The organism is Exiguobacterium sp. HVEsp1 (assembly GCF_002009685.1).
Classification (GTDB): domain Bacteria; phylum Bacillota; class Bacilli; order Exiguobacteriales; family Exiguobacteriaceae; genus Exiguobacterium; species Exiguobacterium profundum.
Window position 1 is genome coordinate 1,839,925 of sequence record NZ_KV917367.1, and the last position, 21,077, is coordinate 1,861,001.

Genomic DNA, 21,077 nt, shown 5'->3' on the forward strand with positions numbered 1-21,077 from the left:
TTATTGTTTCACTTGTTCAATTGCTGTTAATGCTTGTGCCAAGTCTTCGATCAAGTCATCAATGTCCTCAAGTCCGACCGAAATACGGACGAGCCCATCGGTGATGCCAAGTTCCGCTCTGCGTTCGGCTGGAATCGAGGCATGTGTCATGCGTGCCGGAACACTAATCAAACTCTCAACCGCTCCTAAACTTTCTGCGAGCGTGAAGTATTTCGTCTTCGCTACCATCATTTCTGCCGCTTCCGCTGAACCGACATCAAATGCGATCATCCCACCGAATCCACGTGCCTGCGATAAATGAATCCGCTTCGCTTCCTCACTGGATACACTTGGATGGAGCACGCGTGATACAGACTCGTTCGACTGAAGGAATTCAACCAATGCTCGTGCATTCGATTCAATCTCTTCCATCCGAACAGCCAACGTCTTGATTCCCCGTACAACAAGGAAGCTATCTTGTGGTCCAAGGACTGCGCCAACAGAGTTTTGAAGAAACGCCAAAGCTTCGCCCTGCTCTTCCGTTCGCGCGACAACAAGTCCCGCTACGACGTCACTATGTCCGCCTAAGTACTTTGTGGCACTGTGAAGGACGTAGTCTGCACCAAGATCAATCGGATTTTGGAAGTAAGGGGTCATAAACGTATTGTCCACGACGAGTAACACATCTGCTTCATCGGCAATCGTACGCATCGCCCGAATGTCCGTCACGTTCAAGAGAGGATTTGTCGGGGTCTCGACATAAATCATTTTCGTGTTCGCTTGAAGCGCATCCCGAACCGCTGCTTCATCGGATGTATCGACAAAAGTTGCTTCCAAGCCTCGTGACTGAAATACTCGATTGAATACACGGTACGTTCCTCCATATACATCAGACCCGACGATGACGTGGTCTCCAGATTTCAATAACATAAGCACCGTCGAGATGGCTGCCATCCCAGATCCGAATGCAAATCCTTGCACACCGCCTTCGATGTCGGCAATCAATGTCTCTAATGCCGTCCGTGTCGGGTTTGCTGAACGTGAGTATTCGTACCCTTCCCGCAAGTTACCAATCCCGTCTTGCTTATACGTGCTCGTTTGATAAATCGGTGGCGTGACGGCCCCTGTCAACGGGTCCGTCGTTTTACCGCCGTGAATGAGTGCTGTCTTTGTACGCATGTTCTGCCTCCTTGACAATTCCTTGACTTAAATATCGTTCTGCACTATCAGGCAAGATGGTGACAATCGTGCCTTCCGTTAATTGATTCGCTTCTTTTACACATGCTGCAATGGCAGCCCCTGAAGAACTACCGATGAGCAAACCTTCCTGTTTCGCTAAATGTGCCACGTAGTAGAAGGCTTCCTCATCTGTAATGGTATGAATCGCATCGACGTAAGCCCTCTCCAAAAAGGGTGGCCATTTTTCGACGCCGATTCCTTCTGTTTTATGTGGTCCTGGTTCACCGCCATTCAAAATGGAACCGACCGGCTCCACGACGACAGTTTTCGTTCCAAGTGGCTTTAATGATTTGGCGACACCGGTGAATGTTCCACCTGACCCCGCTCCCGCTACAAATACGTCAATTTGTGGCACATCTTTCAACAACTCATGGGAAAGGATGTCGACGTAAGCATCCGGGTTATCCGGGTTCGAGAACTGTTCTGGGACATAGGCGTCATGTTCTTTAGCCAACTCAATGGCATGTGCGATTGCGCCCTTCATGCCGAGTTCCGTCGGCGTGTTGACGACTGTTGCTCCGAGCAGTCGCATCAATGCCTGCTTCTCTTGACTGAATTTTTCAGGAGTGACCGTCATGAGGCGAATCCCGAATCGTTGGCAAGCGAGCGCAAGCCCGATCCCCGTATTGCCTGCTGTCGGTTCGATCACCGTTCCACCGGGTGCCACATCGCCACGCTCGATCGCCCGTTCAATCAAATTCATCCCGAGTCGGTCTTTAACACTCCCACCTGGATTCATCATCTCGAGCTTCCCGTACACTTTTACATTCGCTGGTACAGGAAGCGTTTGAAGTTCAATGAGCGGTGTGTCTCCGATGAGTTCATAGACGTCACGGACAATCATCTTATGCCTCGTCCTTGAAGACGATATGCCATTCATCTCGTTTTGCGAGCATGTCTGCCGCTAATTTTTTGGCACCTTCGAAATCATGATGATTCGCATTCCCACATTGAACAGGGTTTTGCGCCGGTAGTTCCTCAGCGTTCATCGCATCACGCAGCGTCGCTTCCACGAGGTCAAGCATTCGTTCGTAGTTCCCATCATTGAGCATCGTCCAATAGAATCCTGTCTGGCAACCCATCGGCGAGATATCGACGATGTCTTCAGAATGATTGCGACTGTTCTCGGCAATCAAATGCTCAAGTGAATGAACCGCGCGCATCGGCATGAGTCCTTCGTTCGGTTGAATGAAACGAATATCGTATTTATAAATCGTGTCTGCTGTTCCCTCTTTCACACCAGCTAAACGGACAAAAGGCGCCTGTACTTTCGTATGATCCAAGTTAAAACTTTCAACATTATATGTTTTCATGAGTAATTCCTCCTCGTTATTTAGTGGCTATTACGAGCCAGACAAACTTGTTTTTCTGCGTCATCGTCACATTGTATCCGTTCGCTTCTAACATGGAACGAATCGTTGACGTATAAGGATAGTATTCACGATTTAAGTCTTCGACGAGGTCTGAGTACCCTTTCGCAGTCGCCCAATCGATGATGTCCTGACGAGCTGCTGGTGACTCAAACATCGTATCTAGCAACACGAACTTTGGATGTTCCCAGTCTTCGACATATTGACCGATGGCTGTGGCCTTTTCAGAATCTGTCAAGTGATGAAAAGCATACGACGATACGACCGTATCCACGTTTGATAAATCCGGATAACGGAGGAAATCGCCTTCGAGCACATCAATCCCCAATTTTTCAATAGCAATTTTTCGCATTTCCGGCGACGGTTCAATCGCAATCAACGGATGCCCTTTCAAGATCCGGCTACTCAAGTTCCCTGTTCCGACACCAAACTCAAGCACCGTTCCTTCGACGTGGAGGGCAACCTCATCGAGCATTTGCTCATATCCGATGAACACTTCGTGATATTGCTCATCATGCCCCTCGACCGTCGTATCATAATCCTTTGCCCAATCTTTAAAGATATCCATGAATGGTAAGTTCATATCGCTACCCCAATCTTAATTCTTACTAATTTGATATGTTTTATTGGTATTTAACTTTAACGTTACATTAACAGGTTTTTTTATTCATTTCAAGTCATTCGCTAGAATCTCACATCACATCCAGTTGGATATAGGTCTTATGTGTTAGGTCTTTAGTAATTGTCAGAACATTAAAATTTGTGCAAAAACACTTACCTGTTTTACAAATATACCCACTCTTTTTCGTCTGATTAGCGATATGATAGTTCTCAATGTGAGTTTATGCTTTAAATTTTACAGGTACTAACAAATTTTAGGGGGTCTATACGTTGTCACGAAAAAAAATCTATTTAAACGCTTCACTCGCCACATGTATCGCCTTGTCACCTGCACTGATTCAAGCAGGAACAACCTCTGTTTCAGCTGAAGCTTCCGTTAAACCGAAACTGGTTCTAGAGAAGAAACAGAAAAAAGTTCGGGTCGTCGTTGAGCTCGTCGGGGATCCTGCCATTGCCGAAGCCGCTCAAAAAGGAAAGAAATTTAATGAATTGTCGAAATCAGAGCAAAATAAGGCACAACAATCTGTTCAATCAGAACAAAAACGTGCCAAGTCCGCCTTGAAGAAACAAGGCGTAACGGCTACACCGATTGAAGAATTCACGACCGTCTTTAATGGCTTCTCTACATTCTTGTCTACAAGTGAAATCGCCAAAGTCGAAGCATTACCTGAAGTGGCGACCGTTCACATTGTCAACGAGTATGAGCGCCCAGAAGTCAAACCGGATATGATCACGAGTAATGGCATGGTTCAAGCCGAACAAACGTGGGGAGATTACGGGTTTGCCGGAGAAGGTACTGTCGTCGCCGTCATCGATTCTGGAATCGACCCTGAGCACCGGGATTATAAGATCACAGACGCCAAAACGGCAGAGTTGACTCAATCTGAAGTCAATCAAGCCATCACATCGTTCGGTCTCCCAGGCGAATACGTCAACGAGAAAGTTCCATACGCATATAACTACTACGATGAGAACAATGACATCAAAGATGATTCACCTGGCGCTTCCATGCACGGACAGCACGTTTCCGGTACAGTTGCCGCAAACGGTGACTTAGAAAACGGTGGGATCAAAGGTGTCGCACCGGAAGCACAAATTTTGGGATTGAAAGTATTCAGTAACGACCCGAACTATGCGTCTACATATGGAGATATCTACATCAAAGCGATTGATGATGCCATTAAACTCGGTGCTGACGTCATCAACATGAGCCTCGGATCAACAGCCGGTTTCGTCGATGCCGATTCTCCAGAGCAACAAGCCGTTCAACGTGCTGTCGACAACGGCATCTTTATGTCGATTTCTGCTGGGAACTCCGCATACTTCGGTCACGGATTTGACTTGCCGACTGCTTCAAACCCAGATACGGGCGTCGTTGGGGCACCGAGTGTCAGTCAAGCGTCTACATCGGTCGCCTCTCTTGAAAACGATCAAATTCAATTGGACGCATTCCGTGTCGGAGATGAAAAAATCGGATGGAAAAAACAAGACGGCCCTGCCTTCAAAGAAGGAACATACGACATCGTATATGTCGGAGACGGACAACCGGAGAATTATGAAGGAAAGGACGTAAAAGGAAAACTCGTCCTTGCTGTTCGCGACGGCGGTTACTTCTACTCGCAGATCCAAAAAACAGCTGAAGCGCAAGGCGCAGCAGGTGTCATCGTACGTGGTGCGGTCGGGCACGGCGATTATGTCTCGATGGCTCTCGATCAACCTCAAATTCCGATGGCTTCACTCAGCATCCAGGACGGGAATGAACTGAAAGACAAGTTAGCAGACGGTCCGCTTCAAGTGACGTTTGCCGGTGACCGCATCAGTGTCAATAACCGTTCAGCCGGTGCGATGTCTGATTTCACATCGTGGGGCGTCACACCGAACCTTGACTTCAAGCCAGAGCTTTCTGCTCCAGGTGGCCAAATTTTCTCTACGTTCAACGATAACCAATATGGGTTGATGAGCGGAACATCGATGGCAGCACCACACGTTGCCGGAGGGGCGGCCCTCGTCCTTGAGCGTGTGGACCGTGACTTCAAATTGAGTGGAAAAGCACGTGTCACGATGGCGAAAAACTTGTTACTCAACACCTCGAAGCCTGTCACAGATATCGGACCGTATAACCAAGAATTGAAACAATCACTCCCATACTCACCACGTCGGGCCGGAGCAGGTCTCATGCAATTGCATGCAGCCGTCACCTCTCCTGCTGTCGCATATGAGAAGTCGACAAAAGAAGCAAAAGTCGCTTTAAAAGAGTTGTCGAAGAGCAAAGCATCGTTCACGATCGTCGTCGAGAACACGTCGACTGAATCGTTAACTTATGATGTAGCCGCATCGTTGCAAACGGATCTCGCTGTCAAAAACAAAGACGGAATCGTTCAAAATGCGATGGAAGCGCAAGCACTTCAACAAGCGATCATTAAAATTAACGGATCAAACACAAGTAAAGTCACTTTGAAAGCAAAACAGAAGAAGGAAATTAACGTTTCAATCGATGTCTCGAAAGCAAAAGTGTTGAATCCTGAAACATTGGAAGGCACTGTATCCGCTAAATCTGTCTTTGAGAACGGCTATTTCGTCGACGGATTCCTTCGTTTGACTGATCCGCGCGGTACAGACGGTCATCCATCTCTCGTCGTTCCAATCGTCGGATTTGAAGGGGATTGGGGCAAAGCGCCGATCTTTGACGAGACAATCTATGGAGAAGGCGCATTCTATGGCGTCTCTGGATTGGTGGATGCAGAAGGAAACTACTTAGGTGAAAAACTAGATGAATCTGTGGCTAGCGAAGCGGTTGCCATTTCACCGGATGGAGACGGGTCGAAAGATACGGCTACTCCAGTCTTCTCGCTATTACGCAATGCGAAAGACATCAAATATCGCGTCGTAGATGAGAAAGGGAACGTCCTTCGCACCCTCAAGATGGAAGACGAATTGAGAAAGAACTACTTCGATGGTGGAAGTGGTGATTATTACTATTACGCAGCGGATAACGCTTGGGACGGAAAATTGAATGGGAAGATGGCGCCAAAAGGCACATATTACTATGAAATCGAAGCAAGCATCGATTACATGAAGAAACAAGCTCAAACGATGCGCATCCCTGTCAAAGTAGATTACACAGACCCACGCTTCACGCTTCGTTGGGACGACAACGTAGCAAGCGTCAAAGCGTCGGATGACTTTGCTGGAATCAACGGTATCGAATTCCTCATCAACGGGAAAGTCGTGGCAAAAGAAGCGAAAGCTTCAGCGAACTTCACACTTGAACAGCCGCTCGAGACTACAGATCAGCTTTCAGTTCGTGTGTCAGACAATGCCGGGAACGTGATCACTCGAAATGTTTCAACAGAAAATGATGCGGCCAAACCTGGTATCTTTGTCGATGCACCACTCGCCTTGTCTCCTTACGGTACATCCATCGTTCCATTGATCGGTCAAATCAAGGATGCCTCTGAAATCGCATCGTTCACGGTAGACGGGGTCGACGTACCACTCAAATATGACGCGTCAGCGAAACAATATACGTTCAATACGACACGCACATATAAGGATGGTTTCCACAAAGTCCGCTTTGTCGCAGAAGACACTGCTGGGAACGTGACGAACTTCGTCCGCCCAATCTTTGTCGACTCAACGAAAGCAACATTGTCGGTGACAAACGTACCGAAGAACGTATCGGCTAAACAGAAGTCTGTAAACGTGAAAGTTCAAGTAAAGGATAACTTCGACGAAATCAAGCTTCGGGTCAACGGGGACTTGAAATGGAACTATACGTTGAAAGAACCATACGCGATGCGTGCATTCTCACGCACGGGAACAATCACACTTCCAGTGACAGCGAAAGGAAAGAATACCTTCACGTTCGAAGTGACCGACCTTGCCGGGAACGTCACGAAAAAAGTAATTACAATTAACAAAAAATAAGCGATACAAAAAACGGATGACCTCAATCAGGTCATCCGTTTTTCATGTCATTTGTTGAGTTCAAGCGCGAAAGAAATCGCAGATAATGCATAAAGCGGCGCCGTTTCAGACCGAAGAATGCGTGGTCCAAATGCACATGCAGTCGCTCCAGCCTGAGTCCATTGATTGATTTCATTCATATCGAATCCACCTTCAGGTCCCGTGATGACGAGAAAGCGTTGTTTCGGTTTCAGTTGAGTCAACAGTTGTGCGAAAGCAGACTGTTCCCCTTCTTTTGCCGACTCTTCATACGCGATGATGACGGCATCATAGCCCTCCATTTTCTGATGAAGCTCTTTCGGAGAGATGTAGGAACACGTCGGTACTACGGCACGATAGGATTGTTCAGCCGCTTCTTGCATAATCTTTTGAATCCGCTCCACTTTTTTCGGAGCTTTTTTCCCATCCCATTTGGCGACAGAGCGCGCTGATTCGAACAACAACAGATGGTGAACGCCAAGCTCCGTCGCTTTTTGGGCGACGAGCTCGACTTTGTCCCCTTTCGGGAGTGCATACGCCAAACTCACCTCGATTGGCAACTCAGTCGTCGCCTGTCGCGATGACGTGACTTTCGCTTCCCCGCTCTTCTTCTCAAGCGATGTCACGACACAGGCATACTCAACACCTGTACCATCCAACAGGACCATCTCATATCCAGGACCTTGTCGTAAGACTGTACCGATGTGGTGGACCACGTCTGAAGGAAGGATCACCGCTTCGCCTTTAAAGGCTTCTTTTGTCAAAAAATAACGTTGCATAACTTACCCCTTCTTGGCGATAATCGCGACCCAGTCTTCCATCACGCGCGTCTCTTCAATCTCAAATCCAGCAGCGACCAAAGCATTCGTCACTTCAGCCCGCTTCTCTCCGATAATTCCAGAGGTGATGAAGCGCCCACCTGACTTCGTACGTGCATAGGCGTCTTCGATGAAAAGGAGAATGACGTCAGCAAGAATGTTCGCTACGACTAAATCGTACTCGCCTTCCACACCTTTCAGAAGATCACCTGTGTCCACTTGAACGAGTTCGCCCACTCCGTTCGTCTCAACGTTTTGACGAGCAGCTTCGACTGCGACCGAGTCTAAGTCTAGTGCCTTTACCTTAGTTGCACCAAGTTTTGCTGCTGCAATCGACAATACACCCGATCCTGTACCGACATCAATGACACGGTCACCTTCCTGGATGTAGTTCTCAATCGCTTGAATGCAGAGCATTGTCGTCGGATGCGTTCCTGTGCCAAACGCCATACCCGGGTCAAGCAAAATCACATTCTCTTCCGGCTGCGGGGTGTACTCTTCCCATAAAGGAACGATGGTTAGTTGTTGCGAAATCTTTACCGGCTTATAATACTGCTTCCAAGAGTGTGCCCAGTCCTCTTCATCGATTTCAGCGACCGTGACGTCTCCAGATCCGATGTCGAGCATCGTGCGAAGTCGTTCGATTTCTTTTTTAAGATTCGAAAGTAAATCTTGAAAATCACCTGAGGCCGGGACATACGCTTTGACGTGTACGCCAGAAGTTGGATACGTTTCACGATCCGAAACGTCCCAAATTTCTCCGAAATGGTCCTCCGCCATCATTCTGTCGAAATCTTCCACGTCCTCGATGACGACACCTTGTGCCCCCACTTCGTGTAGTAAATTGGATACTGCTTCTACCGCAAGTTGTGTCGTGTGGACACAAATTTCAGACCATTTCATCGTTCGTACACACTCCTTTTAGTGACTAAAGAACTTTTTCATTTTTTGGAACATGCCATGTTCCTCTTCGACACCGGACTCTCCGCTAATTTCTTCAAATTCACGCAGTAACTCTTTTTGACGGTCTGTCATGTTTTTCGGCGTCATCACGATGACACTGACATACTGGTCACCATTTGCACCACCACGAACACTCGGCATTCCTTTACCGCGTAAACGGAATTTCGAACCGGTTTGTGTCCCTGCAGGTACTTTCAAGCTCACATTCCCGTGAACTGTTGGTACTTCGATTTCCGCACCGAGAGCAGCCTGGGCGAATGTAATTGGCATATCCATTGCGATGTGTTGGTCGACACGTTCAAAGATCTCATGTGCTCGGATACGAACGACGACGTACAAGTCCCCTGCTGGTCCACCGTTCACGCCTGGACCACCTTTACCTGAGAGACGGATCTGTTGACCGTTATCGATACCGGCTGGGATTTTGACCTCGACGGTTTGTTTCTTCTTCACATGACCTGAGCCATGGCACGTCGGACATTTTTCTTTAATCGTCTTACCACTTCCGTGACACTGGCTACATGGACGTTGGTTGACCATACGACCGAGAATCGTGTTCTGTTCGACCGTCTCGACGCCGCTACCGCCACATCGATTACACGTTTCCGGTTTCGTGCCCGGTTTTGCGCCACTTCCCATACACGTGTCACATTCCACTTCGATTTCGAGTTCAATCGTCTCCGTTTTACCTGTGACACTTTCCATGAAGTCAAGATCGACGACGTACTGGTAATCTTCACCGCGACGTGGTGCGTTCGGATCTTGACGGCGTCCACCGCCTCCGAAGAACATGTCGAAGATATCTCCGAAGCCGCCTTGGAAGTCACCGCCTCCTCCAAACTGATTGGCCCCTTCGAAACCGAATCGGTCATACTGGGCCCGTTTCTGTTCGTCTGAGAGTACTTCATACGCTTCACCAATCTCTTTGAACTTGTCAGCAGCATCTGCTTCTTGGTTGATGTCCGGGTGATATTGACGGGCTAACTTTCGGTATGCCCGCTTGATGTCTTGTGCCGAGGCCGACTTGTCGAGCCCGAGCACTTCATAATAATCTCGTTTCGCCACTATTCTCGCTCCTATCCTCACTAACTACGTATCGATTTTACCGATTCTACCTTAACATGGAAAGAGCCAAAGCAGAAACCTGCTTTGGCGCTCTCCTTTACAACGGCTGTTTATTTACGGTCGTCGAGATCCTCAAACTCTGCGTCCACGACATTATCGTCTTGTTTCGCTTCCGCTTGTGGTTCTGCGCCTTCAGCACCTTGCTGTTCAGCCATTTTAGCATATACTTTTTGCGTCAACTCTTGAACGACAGCTGACAATTCGTCTTTGGCTGTACGGATCGCCTCAAGGTCTGAACCTTCGAGAGCAGTTTTCGCTTTTTCTTTCGCAGCTTCTGCTTTTTCTTTGTCCGCCTCTTCTACTTGCTCACCAAGGTCTTTGATCGCCTTGTCTGTCGCGAAGACGAGTTGGTCTGTTTCGTTGCGAAGTTCTGCTTCTTCTTTACGTTTGTTATCTGCTTCTGCGTTCGCTTCGGCTTCTTTCACCATGCGCTCGATTTCCGCCTCATCGATACCTGAAGAAGATTGGATTGTGATCGATTGTTCTTTGTTCGTACCGAGATCTTTTGCCGATACGTGAACGATTCCGTTTGCATCGATATCGAATTTAACTTCGATTTGTGGTACACCACGTGGTGCTGGTGGAATATCCGTCAATTGGAAGCGACCAAGTGTCTTGTTGTCTGGTGCCATCGGACGTTCCCCTTGAAGAACGTGGATGTCAACAGCAGGCTGGTTATCGGCTGCAGTCGAGAACACTTGTGATTTCGATGTTGGGATTGTCGTGTTGCGATCGATGAGTTTCGTCATCACGCCACCCATTGTCTCGATACCGAGTGAGAGTGGAGTCACGTCGAGAAGAACGACGTCTTTCACGTCTCCGGCAAGAACTCCACCTTGAATTGCTGCACCAAGTGCAACAACTTCATCCGGGTTAACCCCTTTGAATGGCTCTTTCTTCGTGAAGTCGTGGATTGCTTTTTGAACAGCAGGGATACGTGTCGAACCACCGACGAGAATGATCTTGTCGAGGTCAGATGGTGTGAGTCCTGCGTCTTTCAAGGCACGGCGCGTCGGTTCCATTGTGCGTTCGACAAGGTCAGCCGTCAATTCTTCAAATTTCGCACGTGTGAGTGTCATCTCCAAGTGGAGCGGACCTGCTTCACCTGCTGTGATGAACGGAAGGCTGATATGTGCGCTTGTGACACCTGAAAGGTCTTTCTTCGCTTTTTCGGCAGCATCTTTCAAACGTTGAAGTGCCATCTTGTCTTTGCCGAGGTCGATGCCGTTCTCTTTTTTGAATTCTGCAACGAGGTAGTCGATGACTTTTTGGTCGAAGTCATCTCCACCGAGACGGTTGTCACCAGCTGTAGCGACAACTTCGAATACACCGTCACCAAGTTCAAGAATCGAAACGTCGAACGTACCGCCACCGAGGTCATAGATCAAAATCGTGTGGTCTTCACCTTTATCTAAACCGTAAGCGAGTGCCGCAGCTGTTGGCTCGTTGATGATCCGTTTGACATCAAGACCAGCAATCTTACCAGCATCTTTTGTCGCTTGACGCTCCGCGTCGTTGAAGTATGCAGGAACTGTGATGACGGCTTCCGTGACTGATTCACCGAGGTAGTCTTCAGCATCTTTCTTCAACTTCTGCAAAATGATTGCCGAGATTTCTTGTGGTGTGAATTTCTTACCGTCTACGTCAACTGTATGTGATGTTCCCATGTGACGTTTGATTGATTGGATCGTATTCGGGTTCGTGATAGCCTGACGTTTTGCGACCTCACCGACTTGACGCTCTTCTCCTTTGAATGCGACAACCGAAGGAGTCGTACGGTTACCTTCTGCGTTTGAGATGACGACGGCTTCGCCACCTTCCATTACTGCCACACATGAGTTTGTAGTCCCTAAGTCAATACCGATAATTTTACCCATCGTTTATTCCTCCGTCTCGTTAAGTAGTATTATTCTGCAACTTTTACCATGCTCGGGCGAATGACTCGACCGTGCATCGTATATCCTTTTTGAAGCTCCATCGTCACGATACCTGACTCGAACTCATCGCTCGGTTCTTGCATGACTGCTTGATGGAAATTCGGGTCGAACGGCTGTCCGACTGCTTCAATCACTTCGACTTGCTCAGCATTTAATACGTCAAGTAGTTGACGATGAATCATGTCTACTCCCGATTGAATCTGCTTCGCATCTTCTGAAGTTGCGTTTACTTGAAGTGCACGCTCAAAGTTGTCAATGAGCGGAATCAATTTTTCAATGACAGACTGTGAAGCAAACTTGACGCGTTTGGCATTCTCTTCGTTCGTCCGACGACGGAAGTTGTCAAAGTCGGCACGAATGCGGAGCTCGCTCGCTTTCAACGCTTCGATTTCTTTTTGTAAGTCCGTCCCCTCAGAACTTTCTTCCACAATCTCAGCATTTAAAACCTCATCTTCATTTGATTCAGTTGACTCATTCTCTTCTGTTTGTGCCGAGTCTACAGATTTTTCTTCAAGCACGTCATCTTGCTCGTGCCCGTTTTGGTGATCTGCTGTCATAATAAAACTCCTTTCCGTCACTCATCTAGTTTCGTTCGTCGCAACGCTTCGATAATTTGTCCCATCATTTGGACACCATGACGGTAATTCATACGCGTTGGACCAATCATAGCGATTGTACCGAATGTTTTTCCGTCTAGTGTATAATCCGAGGTGATGACACTACAATTTTGAAGGGCGACAATTCCGTTCTCGCTCCCAATGCTCACATAAATTTCACGATTTGGCAACGATTCGAGCCAGTGCGTCAATCGTTCTTGCTCATCAATCCATTCTAGGAATGGGCGTAACGTGTCGAGCGTCTGAAACTCGGGTTGATTGAAGATCTTCTTCTTGCCCCCGAGATAAAGCGAAGACGGCGTTTGGATTCCGAGCGTCGATTGAATCAGTTGCATCATGTTCTCGTACTGCTGTCGCTGAGCGAGTTGCAATTTGGCAACTTCCTCCCCAATCCGGATTTTCAATTGTCCGATTGGCGTTCCGACAAGGCGGTCGTTCAACAGTCGAATCGTTTCCTCGATGACGTCAGGAGCGACACGCGATTCAAACATGACGGTACGATGCTCGACGTGACCTTGATCCGTGACGATGAGAACGACACCACGCCGCTCGTCTAATGGCATAAAGTCCACACGGGCCAACGTTTCCATTTGGCTGTTTGGACCGAGGGCGACCGTCGTATAATTGGTCAAATCAGAAAGGAGATCTGCAGCTTGTCGAATCAGGATCTCAGACTCTTTTGAAGATTGTTTCAAACGTTCTTCTAGTCGACCTGTCTCCCGTTCGTCGATGATCTGCTTCTCGACGAGGTGGTCCACGTAATATCGATAGCCGACCTCTGACGGGATGCGACCTGCAGAAGTATGTGGTTTTTCAATCAGCCCCATGTCTTCCAAATCGGCCATATCATTCCGAATCGTTGCTGAACTAAACGTCAAATCGTCTCGTTTCGACAATGTCCGAGAACCGACCGGCTGAGCCGTCTGGATGTAATCGTCAATGATGGCTCGAAGAATGAGCAATTGTCGATCTGTCAGCACAACATCACTCCTCTCTGAAAAGGTTACCCCGCTTTATTAGCACTCATATTTAACGAGTGCTAATCACACTTCAAATATTATCATGTTCTCACTATTTGTCAATTCATACACTCGGATTTTTTCACCTTTTTTCACGATAGCAAACCTACGAAATGAAAATAAAAGCCCATTTCGGTAGAATAGATGATGAGGTGATTAAATGTTTACAACAAAACAATTTAATGTATTTAAACAGGATGGACTCGACGAACGAATGTCTGGCATCCGTTCGGATATTCAACCGCTCTTCCATCGGATTTATGACGAGGTCGGGCCAGAGCTTGAAGCTGATGTCGGTATTCCTCTTTATTTGCATGTGGCGAAGCACGCTCGTCGGACGGTGAACCCACCGAAAGATACGTGGATGGCGATTTGTCACGACAAACGTGGGTACAAAAAACATCCGCACTTACAAGTTGGGCTTTTCGACGATCGTGTCTTCATCTGGCTAGCGTTCATCTATGAGATGCCGAACAAGGACGCCATCGCGAAACACCTGCAACAAATCGATTTGAAATCAACATTCCCTGATTTCCATATCGCGGGCGACCATATGAAAAAAGAAGCGTTACTTGTTGAAGATACGTCAACTGAAGACATTCAATCGCTACTTGAGCGATTCGGCACTGTGAAAAAGGCTGATTTCTTGATCGGCCGTCAACTTCCTGCCGATGCGTCGATTCTTCAAAATGAAGACGCATTTCTCGCGTTGGTCGAAGACACGTTCGGTCGGCTTACACCGCTCTATCGTGATCTCGTCTTGTAATATAAGAAAATGGACAAATCCTCACGAGGGACTTGTCCATTTTTTTATGAATCAGCATGTTCAAGTTTTGCTTCTCCAATAAAGGCTGCAAAGGCTTCATTGGCGAGTGGCAAACCGGATGCCGTTAGACGGATATGTGTGTCCGTCCGTTCAATCAGTGACTTCTTCACCAACTCTTCGATGACGTGACCGAACACATCATCGAGCGACACTCCGTACTTTTGTTCAAACGTCTGAAGCGAGACCCCGGAACGCATACGCAGGCCGAGGAATAACTCTTCTTCCATCTTTTCCACTTCTTCTAGTTCGGTCACCCGTTTCACAGGGATGCCTTCTGCTTTAATATAGTGAGGAATTGGAGCGATATTGGCGCGACGTGTCCCATTCAAATAACTATGCGCTCCGGCTCCGAATCCATAATACTCTTCATTGCGCCAGTACACTTGATTGTGACGACTCTCTCGACCAGGCAAGCCATAGTTGGAGATTTCATATTGTTTGAGACCATGGCGTTCAAGCGTCTCCATCACTTTCAAGTACATTTCGACTTCGACATCTTCCCCCGGTAAACGGAGCTTCCCTTTTCGATCTTGAATCGCAAAGACGGTATGCGGCTCGAGGATCAACGAATAAGAGGATACATGTTGAATCGGTAATTGGAGCGCTAGCGCTAAATCACGGTCAATTTGTTCAACGGTTTGTTCCGGAAGACCGAACATCAGGTCAATCGAGATATTGTCAAAGCGCTTTGCCGCTTCGCTTACCGTCTCGAACACATCATCCGCCCGATGTGTCCGCCCGATGCGCTCGAGTCCACCATCATCAAACGTCTGGACACCGAAACTGAGTCGGTTGACGCCACCTGCTTTCATCGTGTCGAGTTTTTCCGCACTCACAAAGTTCGGGTTCGCTTCGACAGAATACTCTAAGTCGTCTGACGCGAGTGGCAGAATGTGTTGGCGGACCATGTCCATCAGGCGCGCCATCTGCTCCTCATTGAGCGCGGTCGGTGTCCCGCCTCCGATAAAGATGGTATCAATCCGCTCTGTCGGAAACGCCTCGAGCGTCAATACCATCTCTCGTTCTAATGCATCTAAATAATCATCAACAGGCTGATTTTTTAAAAACACCTTGTTGAAATCACAGTAATAACAAATATGTTCACAAAATGGAATGTGAAGATATACGGCTTTAGCCAATTTCGGCCACCCCTTTCTTCTCATTCCATTTATAACGCTTTTCGTCTGTTCTTTCCAGCCTGCGCCATCAATCGAATCGATGAATGAATAAACCACTCTTCAATTTCGGCTCGAACCAGGTTGATTTTGGAGGCATCTGGCCACCATCATCCACCACGCGCATCAGTTGTGACATCGTTGTCTCATGGCACGTGAAAAGCAATCGGTCCGGCACTTGAGTCAGCTTCTCTAATTCAACGACCGTCTTGTTTCCACCGACAAAATCGACTCTCGCATCCGTACGGATATCTTCAACGTTGAAGTATGGCGTCAGAATATCTCGCTGTAAGATGGCAACGTCGAGCGCCGGGTCTTCTTGCCGTTTCGTCAACTTATAATACTTCCCTCGATAGGCGACTCCGAAGACGCCATGTTCATTCGGCAGGACAAGACGATCCTCCTCCTTGATTATGTATGAAAACGAGAGTCCGTCTAACATATTCTCTACCTCTTCAGGACTTATCGCTGTCAGCACGCGATGATACGGCAAGATTGTCAACTCGTCACTCGGGAAGAGGACACCTAAGAAGTGTGAACGTCCATTCTTTTGAGAACGATCCCCACTCATCCCGGAAACGACCGCTGCCGCTTTCGCACGATGATGTCCATCTGCAATGTAGATCGACGGGATGGTCGCGCCAATCATCATGACACGAGCGAGTTCACGGTTTGGAATCATGAATCCTTCATGCATGACGCCTCGTTCATCCGTGAACGAGAATAACGGGTCTCCGTCAGTCGCTTTATGTAAGATTTGTTTCAAGTTTGCATGTGGAGGATGACTGAGTAGAATCGGACCGGTGTGCGCTCGCGTCGCCCGGACATGCTCGACACGTTCCCGCTCCTTCGTTTCCCGTGTATGTTCGTGAATCTTGATGCGACCAGCTTCATAATCCGCGACTGAAAAGGTGGCGACTAGACCCGTTTGCTGACGTTGTCCCGATGTCAATCGATAGACGTAAAATCCGTTCGGACGTTCCGTCAATTCCTTTTCATAGAGACGTTCTAGCTCATGACGCGCCAGCTCCCCCCACTTCTCAAGGGAAAGGTCAGATTGAAGCGCTTCTGGCTTATCTACTGCTAAAAAGGAATCGGGATTTTCTGAAATGACGGCTTGCGCTTCTTCAATCGATACGACATCATACGGGTCAGCGGCGACACGTTCCGGATGCGTTGGCATATAAGGGCTGAACGGTTTAAATACTACCATAAGGATCCTCCTTAAAATTCCCGGACGCGAATGACGCCCTGTATTTCATACAGCGCATGAATCGATAAAGGTTCATGCTCGCTGTTGTCTAAATCAATCAACGTATACGCCATCTCCCCGCGGCTACGATTGACCATGTTATCGATATTCAATCCATGTGAGGCAAGTTCTCCCGTGATTTGACCGACCATGTTCGGGACGTTTCGATGCAAAATCCCAAGACGGCGTTTACCCGTGTATGGAAGCTCGACGTTTGGAAAATTAGCGGACGAACGAATATTCCCTGTCTCGAGATACAATTTCAGCGTCTCCACGGCTTGAATGGCACAGTTGACTTCCGACTCTTTAGTCGATGCACCGAGGTGAGGCAATGCCATGACTTGCGGATGACCGATCAGCGTGTGACGGGGGAAGTCGGTCACATACAGTCCCACATGATGATGGAATGCCTTCAGTAAGTCATCATCTTTCACGAGTTCTCCTCGCGCAAAGTTCAAAACAGTCATCCCCGGTTTCATTCGCTCAAACCAACTCCGGTCGATGCTGAATCGAGTCTCCTCAGTCAAAGGCATATGGATCGACAGTAAATCAACGTTGCCCAGTACTTCACTTAAGTGTTTAGCACGCGTGACATGTTTCGAAATATTCCAAGCGGCATCAACCGAGAGATGAGGGTCGTATCCGATGACATCGACCCCGAGTTGGAGAAGATTGTTGGCTAGCGACGCACCGATGGCTCCCAGACCGATAATCCCCACTTTTTTACCTCGCAACTCCGCTCCGAGGAATTGTCGTTTTTGCAATTCCATCGCTTCTTCTAATTGAGATTGCGATGCGGTAGTCTGTTCATTCACCCAATTGAAACCTTTCACAATAGGTCGTACTGAGAGGATCATGCTTGCAAGGACGAGCTCTTTCACCGCATTCGCATTCGCGCCAGGTGTATGAAACGCGACGATTCCTCGTTTCGCAAGTTGATCGAGCGGAAGGTTGTTGACACCGGCCCCAGCTCTAGCGATGGCGAGAAGATAGGGAGGGATGTCCTCTTCATGGACTTGATGACTTCTCAGTACCCAAGCATCGGCTTGATCCGATGCATTGATGACGTACTCGCTTGGCTCGAATCGTTTCAGACCAGCGGCAGCGATTTGATTAAATGTTTTGATGTGATACATGGGTCTCCTCCTCGAATGCTCTCATGACGTCGACGAGGCGTTCTGCCCCTTCTAGCGGCATCGCATTATATAGACTTGCACGTAAGCCCCCTACCGAACGATGGCCACCGAGTTCGAGCAAGCCACGTTCTAACGCGTATCGCTCAAAGCGCAGATCCAGCTCTTGATTTCCCGTTGTAAATGGGATGTTCGTCAATGAACGACGTTCCCCCGTTACAATTGGAGAAAAACAGGTCGACTCTTCAAGATAGGAATAGATCCTGTCACTTTTTTGACGATTCAATCGTTCCATCGCTTCGACGCCTCCGCAGTCTTCGACCCACTTCAATACACGCTCGGCTACATACATACTAAACGTCGACGGTGTATTGAATAACGTATCGACATGTGATGCATATTGAAGATAACTCGGCAACTGAAGCGACTGAATCAAATCTCGACGGATGATGACGACCGTCAGTCCTGCAGGTCCGATATTCTTCTGGGCTCCGGCATAAATCACCCCGAAGCGCTCCACATCGATCTGCTCGGCTAGAATATTCGAGGAAGCATCTGCAATCAACGGAATATCGACTTCAGGGATATGTGTAAATCGAGTCCCTTCAATCGTGTTGTTCAGTGTCACATGGAGATAGTCCACCTCTTGGACAAGGCTCGATTCAAAAGACATCCCTCCCGTCGCATCTACCAACGGATGAATGACATCGACCTCTCCAAAGTGTTTCGCATCTTCCATCGCTTTTTTAGACCAGATGCCTGTATCCACATAAACGAATCGATTCTGTTTCCGTAAATTCATCGGAATCATGGAAAATTGTAACGTCGCCCCGCCCTGTAGCCAAAGTACGGCATAATTCTCAGGGATATGCATGAGTCTTCTCAGTCTCCATTCAAGAGAGTCGACCACACGTTGGAAAGACGCGGAGCGATGACTCGTTTCGATAATCGAAACGCCTTCATATTCAAACGTCAGAAGATGTTGTTGAATCTCTTGCATCACTTCCGTCGGTAGCATGCCGGGACCCGCAGAGTATGTATACGTCGACACGATGTTTCCTCCTCTATAGTCTGTCTAAGGGTGTACTCTTCCTTATAGGAAGTGGCATTTCCTGCCTAAAATACAAAATCGCCCTGATTCGAAAATCAGGGCGATTCAATCTCATTATTCTTCGTCCATTGAGAGAACAGACATAAACGCTTCTTGCGGGACTTCGACGGACCCGACCATCTTCATGCGCTTCTTACCTTCTTTTTGTTTCTCGAGGAGTTTCCGTTTACGGGAGATATCTCCTCCGTAACATTTTGCCAAAACGTTTTTACGAAGTGCTTTAATCGTAGAACGTGCGACGATTTTGGTTCCGACAGCCGCTTGGACTGGAACTTCGAACTGCATCCGTGGAATGAGTGCCTTAAGCTTCTCAACAATAACCTTCCCACGCTCGTACGCGAAGTCACGGTGAACGATGAAGCTGAGTGCATCGACGACTTCGTTATTGAGCAAGATATCCATCTTCACGAGGCGTGATTGACGGTAGCCGATCAACTCATAATCGAGAGACGCATAGCCTTTCGTGCTCGATTTCAACTGATCGAAGAAATCATAGACGATTTCACTGAGCGGAATCTCATACGTGATTTTGACGCGAGTCGTATCGATATATTGCATATCGATGAACGTTCCGCGTTTCTTCTGGCAAAGTTCCATGATGGCACCCACGTAGTCGTTTGGTGTCATGACAGCCGCCTTGACGTATGGCTCTTCAATCGAATCGACCTTTTGTTGCTCTGGCATCTTCGATGGGTTATCGACGTGAATCACTTCGCCTGAAGTCGTCGTCACGTGATAAATTACCGATGGTGCAGTCGTAATCAAGTCGATGTTAAACTCACGTTCAATCCGCTCTTGAATGATTTCCATATGAAGCATGCCGAGGAATCCACAACGGAAACCAAAACCGAGCGCTTGCGATGTCTCTGGTTCAAACTCGAGCGCGGCATCCGAGAGCTGGAGCTTTTCAAGTGCCTCACGAAGATCATTGTACTTAGCCGCATCAATCGGATACAAACCACAGTACACCATCGGGTTCATCTTGCGATAACCAGGTAGCTGACTCGTTGCCGGGTTTTTAGCAAGTGTGATCGTATCCCCGACGCGAACATCTCCGACTGTTTTAATGGATGCAGAAAGCGTACCAACGTCTCCGACGTTCAATTCTTTAACAGAGATCGGTTTTGGCGTCGAGACACCGAGGTCCGTCACTTCGAACGTCTTGCCGGTCGCCATCATTTGAACCTTGTCTCCTACTTTGACTGAACCGTTCACGATACGAATCGATGCGACGACACCGCGGTAAGCGTCATAGTATGAGTCAAAAATCAGTGCTTGCAATGGTTCAGACGGGTCTCCTGTCGGCGGAGGGACAAGTTCCACGATTTGTTCGAGAATCTCTTCAATCCCGATTCCCGCTTTTGCAGAAGTCGGGACCGCGTCACTCGCATCGAGTCCGATGACGTCTTCAATCTCTTGACGGACCCGCTCGACATCCGCTGACGGCAAGTCGATTTTATTAATGACCGGAATGATTTCAAGGTCGTTATCGAGTGCTAAATAAACGTTCGCAAGGGTTTGCGCTTCAATTCCTTGCGCTGCGTCGACGACGAGAATCGCACCTTCACATGCCGCAAGCGAACGTGACACTTCATATGTGAAGTCGACGTGTCCTGGCGTGTCGATCAAGTGAAGAATATACTCTTCTCCGTCTTTCGCCGTATAGTTCAATTTGACGGCGTTCAATTTGATTGTAATTCCACGCTCACGCTCCAAGTCCATCGCGTCAAGCGTCTGCTCTTTCATCTCACGAGCCGTGAGTGCACCAGTCTTCTCAAGAATCCGGTCAGCGAGCGTCGACTTTCCATGATCGATGTGCGCGATGATGGAAAAGTTACGAATCTTCTTCTGACGATTCTCTAATTCTTGTTTGTTCATATATGGGTTCACCTATCCTTCTCATGCATACCGTGTCATTATATCAAAATCCTAAAGTAATGTGTACGA

17 protein-coding genes are annotated in these 21,077 nt (G+C 48.0%); 2 read left to right on the forward strand and 15 right to left on the reverse strand.

The annotated features are described in order from the left end of the window. From BV910_RS09505 to BV910_RS09520, 4 genes are read right to left on the reverse strand one after another with little or no spacing between them, the layout of a single operon-like run. Positions 1 to 1,158, reverse strand: a complete 1,158-nt coding sequence (locus BV910_RS09505) for a bifunctional cystathionine gamma-lyase/homocysteine desulfhydrase (protein ID WP_074036592.1) — start codon at positions 1,156 to 1,158, stop codon at positions 1 to 3. Beyond that, positions 1,124 to 2,062: a PLP-dependent cysteine synthase family protein gene (locus tag BV910_RS09510; RefSeq protein ID WP_078147159.1), complete on the reverse strand. Its 939-nt coding sequence runs from the start codon at positions 2,060 to 2,062 to the stop codon at positions 1,124 to 1,126. Before BV910_RS09510 ends, BV910_RS09505 begins: the two co-directional genes overlap by 35 nt. 1 nt (position 2,063) lies before the next feature. After that, positions 2,064 to 2,531, reverse strand: coding sequence for an S-ribosylhomocysteine lyase (locus tag BV910_RS09515; RefSeq protein ID WP_012726660.1), 468 nt, complete (start codon positions 2,529 to 2,531; stop codon positions 2,064 to 2,066). A gap of 16 nt (positions 2,532 to 2,547) precedes the next feature. Next, on the reverse strand, positions 2,548 to 3,171 hold the full coding sequence (locus BV910_RS09520; protein WP_078147160.1) for a class I SAM-dependent methyltransferase: 624 nt from the start codon (positions 3,169 to 3,171) through the stop codon (positions 2,548 to 2,550). A gap of 308 nt (positions 3,172 to 3,479) precedes the next feature. Here BV910_RS09520 and BV910_RS09525 point away from each other — a divergent pair, with 308 nt between their 5' ends. Beyond that, on the forward strand, positions 3,480 to 7,136 hold the full coding sequence (locus BV910_RS09525; RefSeq protein WP_078147161.1) for a S8 family serine peptidase: 3,657 nt from the start codon (positions 3,480 to 3,482) through the stop codon (positions 7,134 to 7,136). Between the two features lie 47 nt (positions 7,137 to 7,183). On the opposite strand, the gene BV910_RS09530 is transcribed toward BV910_RS09525, so the two are convergent. The 6 genes from BV910_RS09530 to hrcA form a co-directional block, all read right to left on the reverse strand. Then, complete coding sequence (locus tag BV910_RS09530) at positions 7,184 to 7,933, reverse strand: 16S rRNA (uracil(1498)-N(3))-methyltransferase (RefSeq protein ID WP_078147162.1); 750 nt, start codon at positions 7,931 to 7,933, stop codon at positions 7,184 to 7,186. A gap of 3 nt (positions 7,934 to 7,936) precedes the next feature. Then, a complete protein-coding gene (prmA, locus tag BV910_RS09535) occupies positions 7,937 to 8,875 on the reverse strand; it encodes a 50S ribosomal protein L11 methyltransferase (protein WP_078147163.1) in 939 nt (312 codons plus the stop codon). Between the two features lie 18 nt (positions 8,876 to 8,893). Beyond that, positions 8,894 to 10,000: a molecular chaperone DnaJ gene (dnaJ, locus tag BV910_RS09540; RefSeq protein WP_078147164.1), complete on the reverse strand. Its 1,107-nt coding sequence runs from the start codon at positions 9,998 to 10,000 to the stop codon at positions 8,894 to 8,896. A 110-nt stretch (positions 10,001 to 10,110) separates the two neighbouring features. Further along, on the reverse strand, positions 10,111 to 11,937 hold the full coding sequence (gene dnaK, locus BV910_RS09545) for a molecular chaperone DnaK (protein WP_012726666.1): 1,827 nt from the start codon (positions 11,935 to 11,937) through the stop codon (positions 10,111 to 10,113). A gap of 29 nt (positions 11,938 to 11,966) precedes the next feature. Further along, positions 11,967 to 12,554 carry a nucleotide exchange factor GrpE gene (gene grpE, locus BV910_RS09550; RefSeq protein WP_012726667.1) on the reverse strand — a complete coding sequence of 196 codons (588 nt, stop codon included), beginning with the start codon at positions 12,552 to 12,554 and terminating at the stop codon, positions 11,967 to 11,969. A 17-nt stretch (positions 12,555 to 12,571) separates the two neighbouring features. Next, positions 12,572 to 13,594 carry a heat-inducible transcriptional repressor HrcA gene (hrcA, locus tag BV910_RS09555; protein WP_074036577.1) on the reverse strand — a complete coding sequence of 341 codons (1,023 nt, stop codon included), beginning with the start codon at positions 13,592 to 13,594 and terminating at the stop codon, positions 12,572 to 12,574. 199 nt (positions 13,595 to 13,793) lie between these two features. Between hrcA and BV910_RS09560 the strand changes: the two genes are divergently transcribed. Further along, a complete protein-coding gene (locus BV910_RS09560) occupies positions 13,794 to 14,399 on the forward strand; it encodes a DUF1054 domain-containing protein (protein ID WP_012726669.1) in 606 nt (201 codons plus the stop codon). Positions 14,400 to 14,443: 44 nt separating this feature from the next. Here BV910_RS09560 and hemW read toward each other — a convergent pair whose 3' ends face one another. From hemW to lepA, 5 genes are all read right to left on the reverse strand, one after another. Next, the gene (gene hemW / locus BV910_RS09565; RefSeq protein ID WP_078147165.1) at positions 14,444 to 15,598 is read right to left on the reverse strand and encodes a radical SAM family heme chaperone HemW; all 1,155 of its coding nucleotides are present in this window, start codon (positions 15,596 to 15,598) and stop codon (positions 14,444 to 14,446) included. A 67-nt stretch (positions 15,599 to 15,665) separates the two neighbouring features. Then, positions 15,666 to 16,847 carry a DUF1015 domain-containing protein gene (locus BV910_RS09570; protein ID WP_078147166.1) on the reverse strand — a complete coding sequence of 394 codons (1,182 nt, stop codon included), beginning with the start codon at positions 16,845 to 16,847 and terminating at the stop codon, positions 15,666 to 15,668. Positions 16,848 to 16,858: 11 nt separating this feature from the next. Continuing rightward, positions 16,859 to 18,022: a phosphoglycerate dehydrogenase gene (locus BV910_RS09575; protein WP_078147167.1), complete on the reverse strand. Its 1,164-nt coding sequence runs from the start codon at positions 18,020 to 18,022 to the stop codon at positions 16,859 to 16,861. After that, complete coding sequence (serC, locus tag BV910_RS09580; protein WP_078147168.1) at positions 18,000 to 19,070, reverse strand: 3-phosphoserine/phosphohydroxythreonine transaminase; 1,071 nt, start codon at positions 19,068 to 19,070, stop codon at positions 18,000 to 18,002. Before serC ends, BV910_RS09575 begins: the two co-directional genes overlap by 23 nt. A 114-nt stretch (positions 19,071 to 19,184) precedes the next feature. Then, entirely contained in the window at positions 19,185 to 21,008 is a 1,824-nt protein-coding gene (gene lepA / locus BV910_RS09585; protein ID WP_012726674.1) for a translation elongation factor 4, read from the reverse strand. Between the last annotated feature and the right edge of the window lie 69 nt (positions 21,009 to 21,077).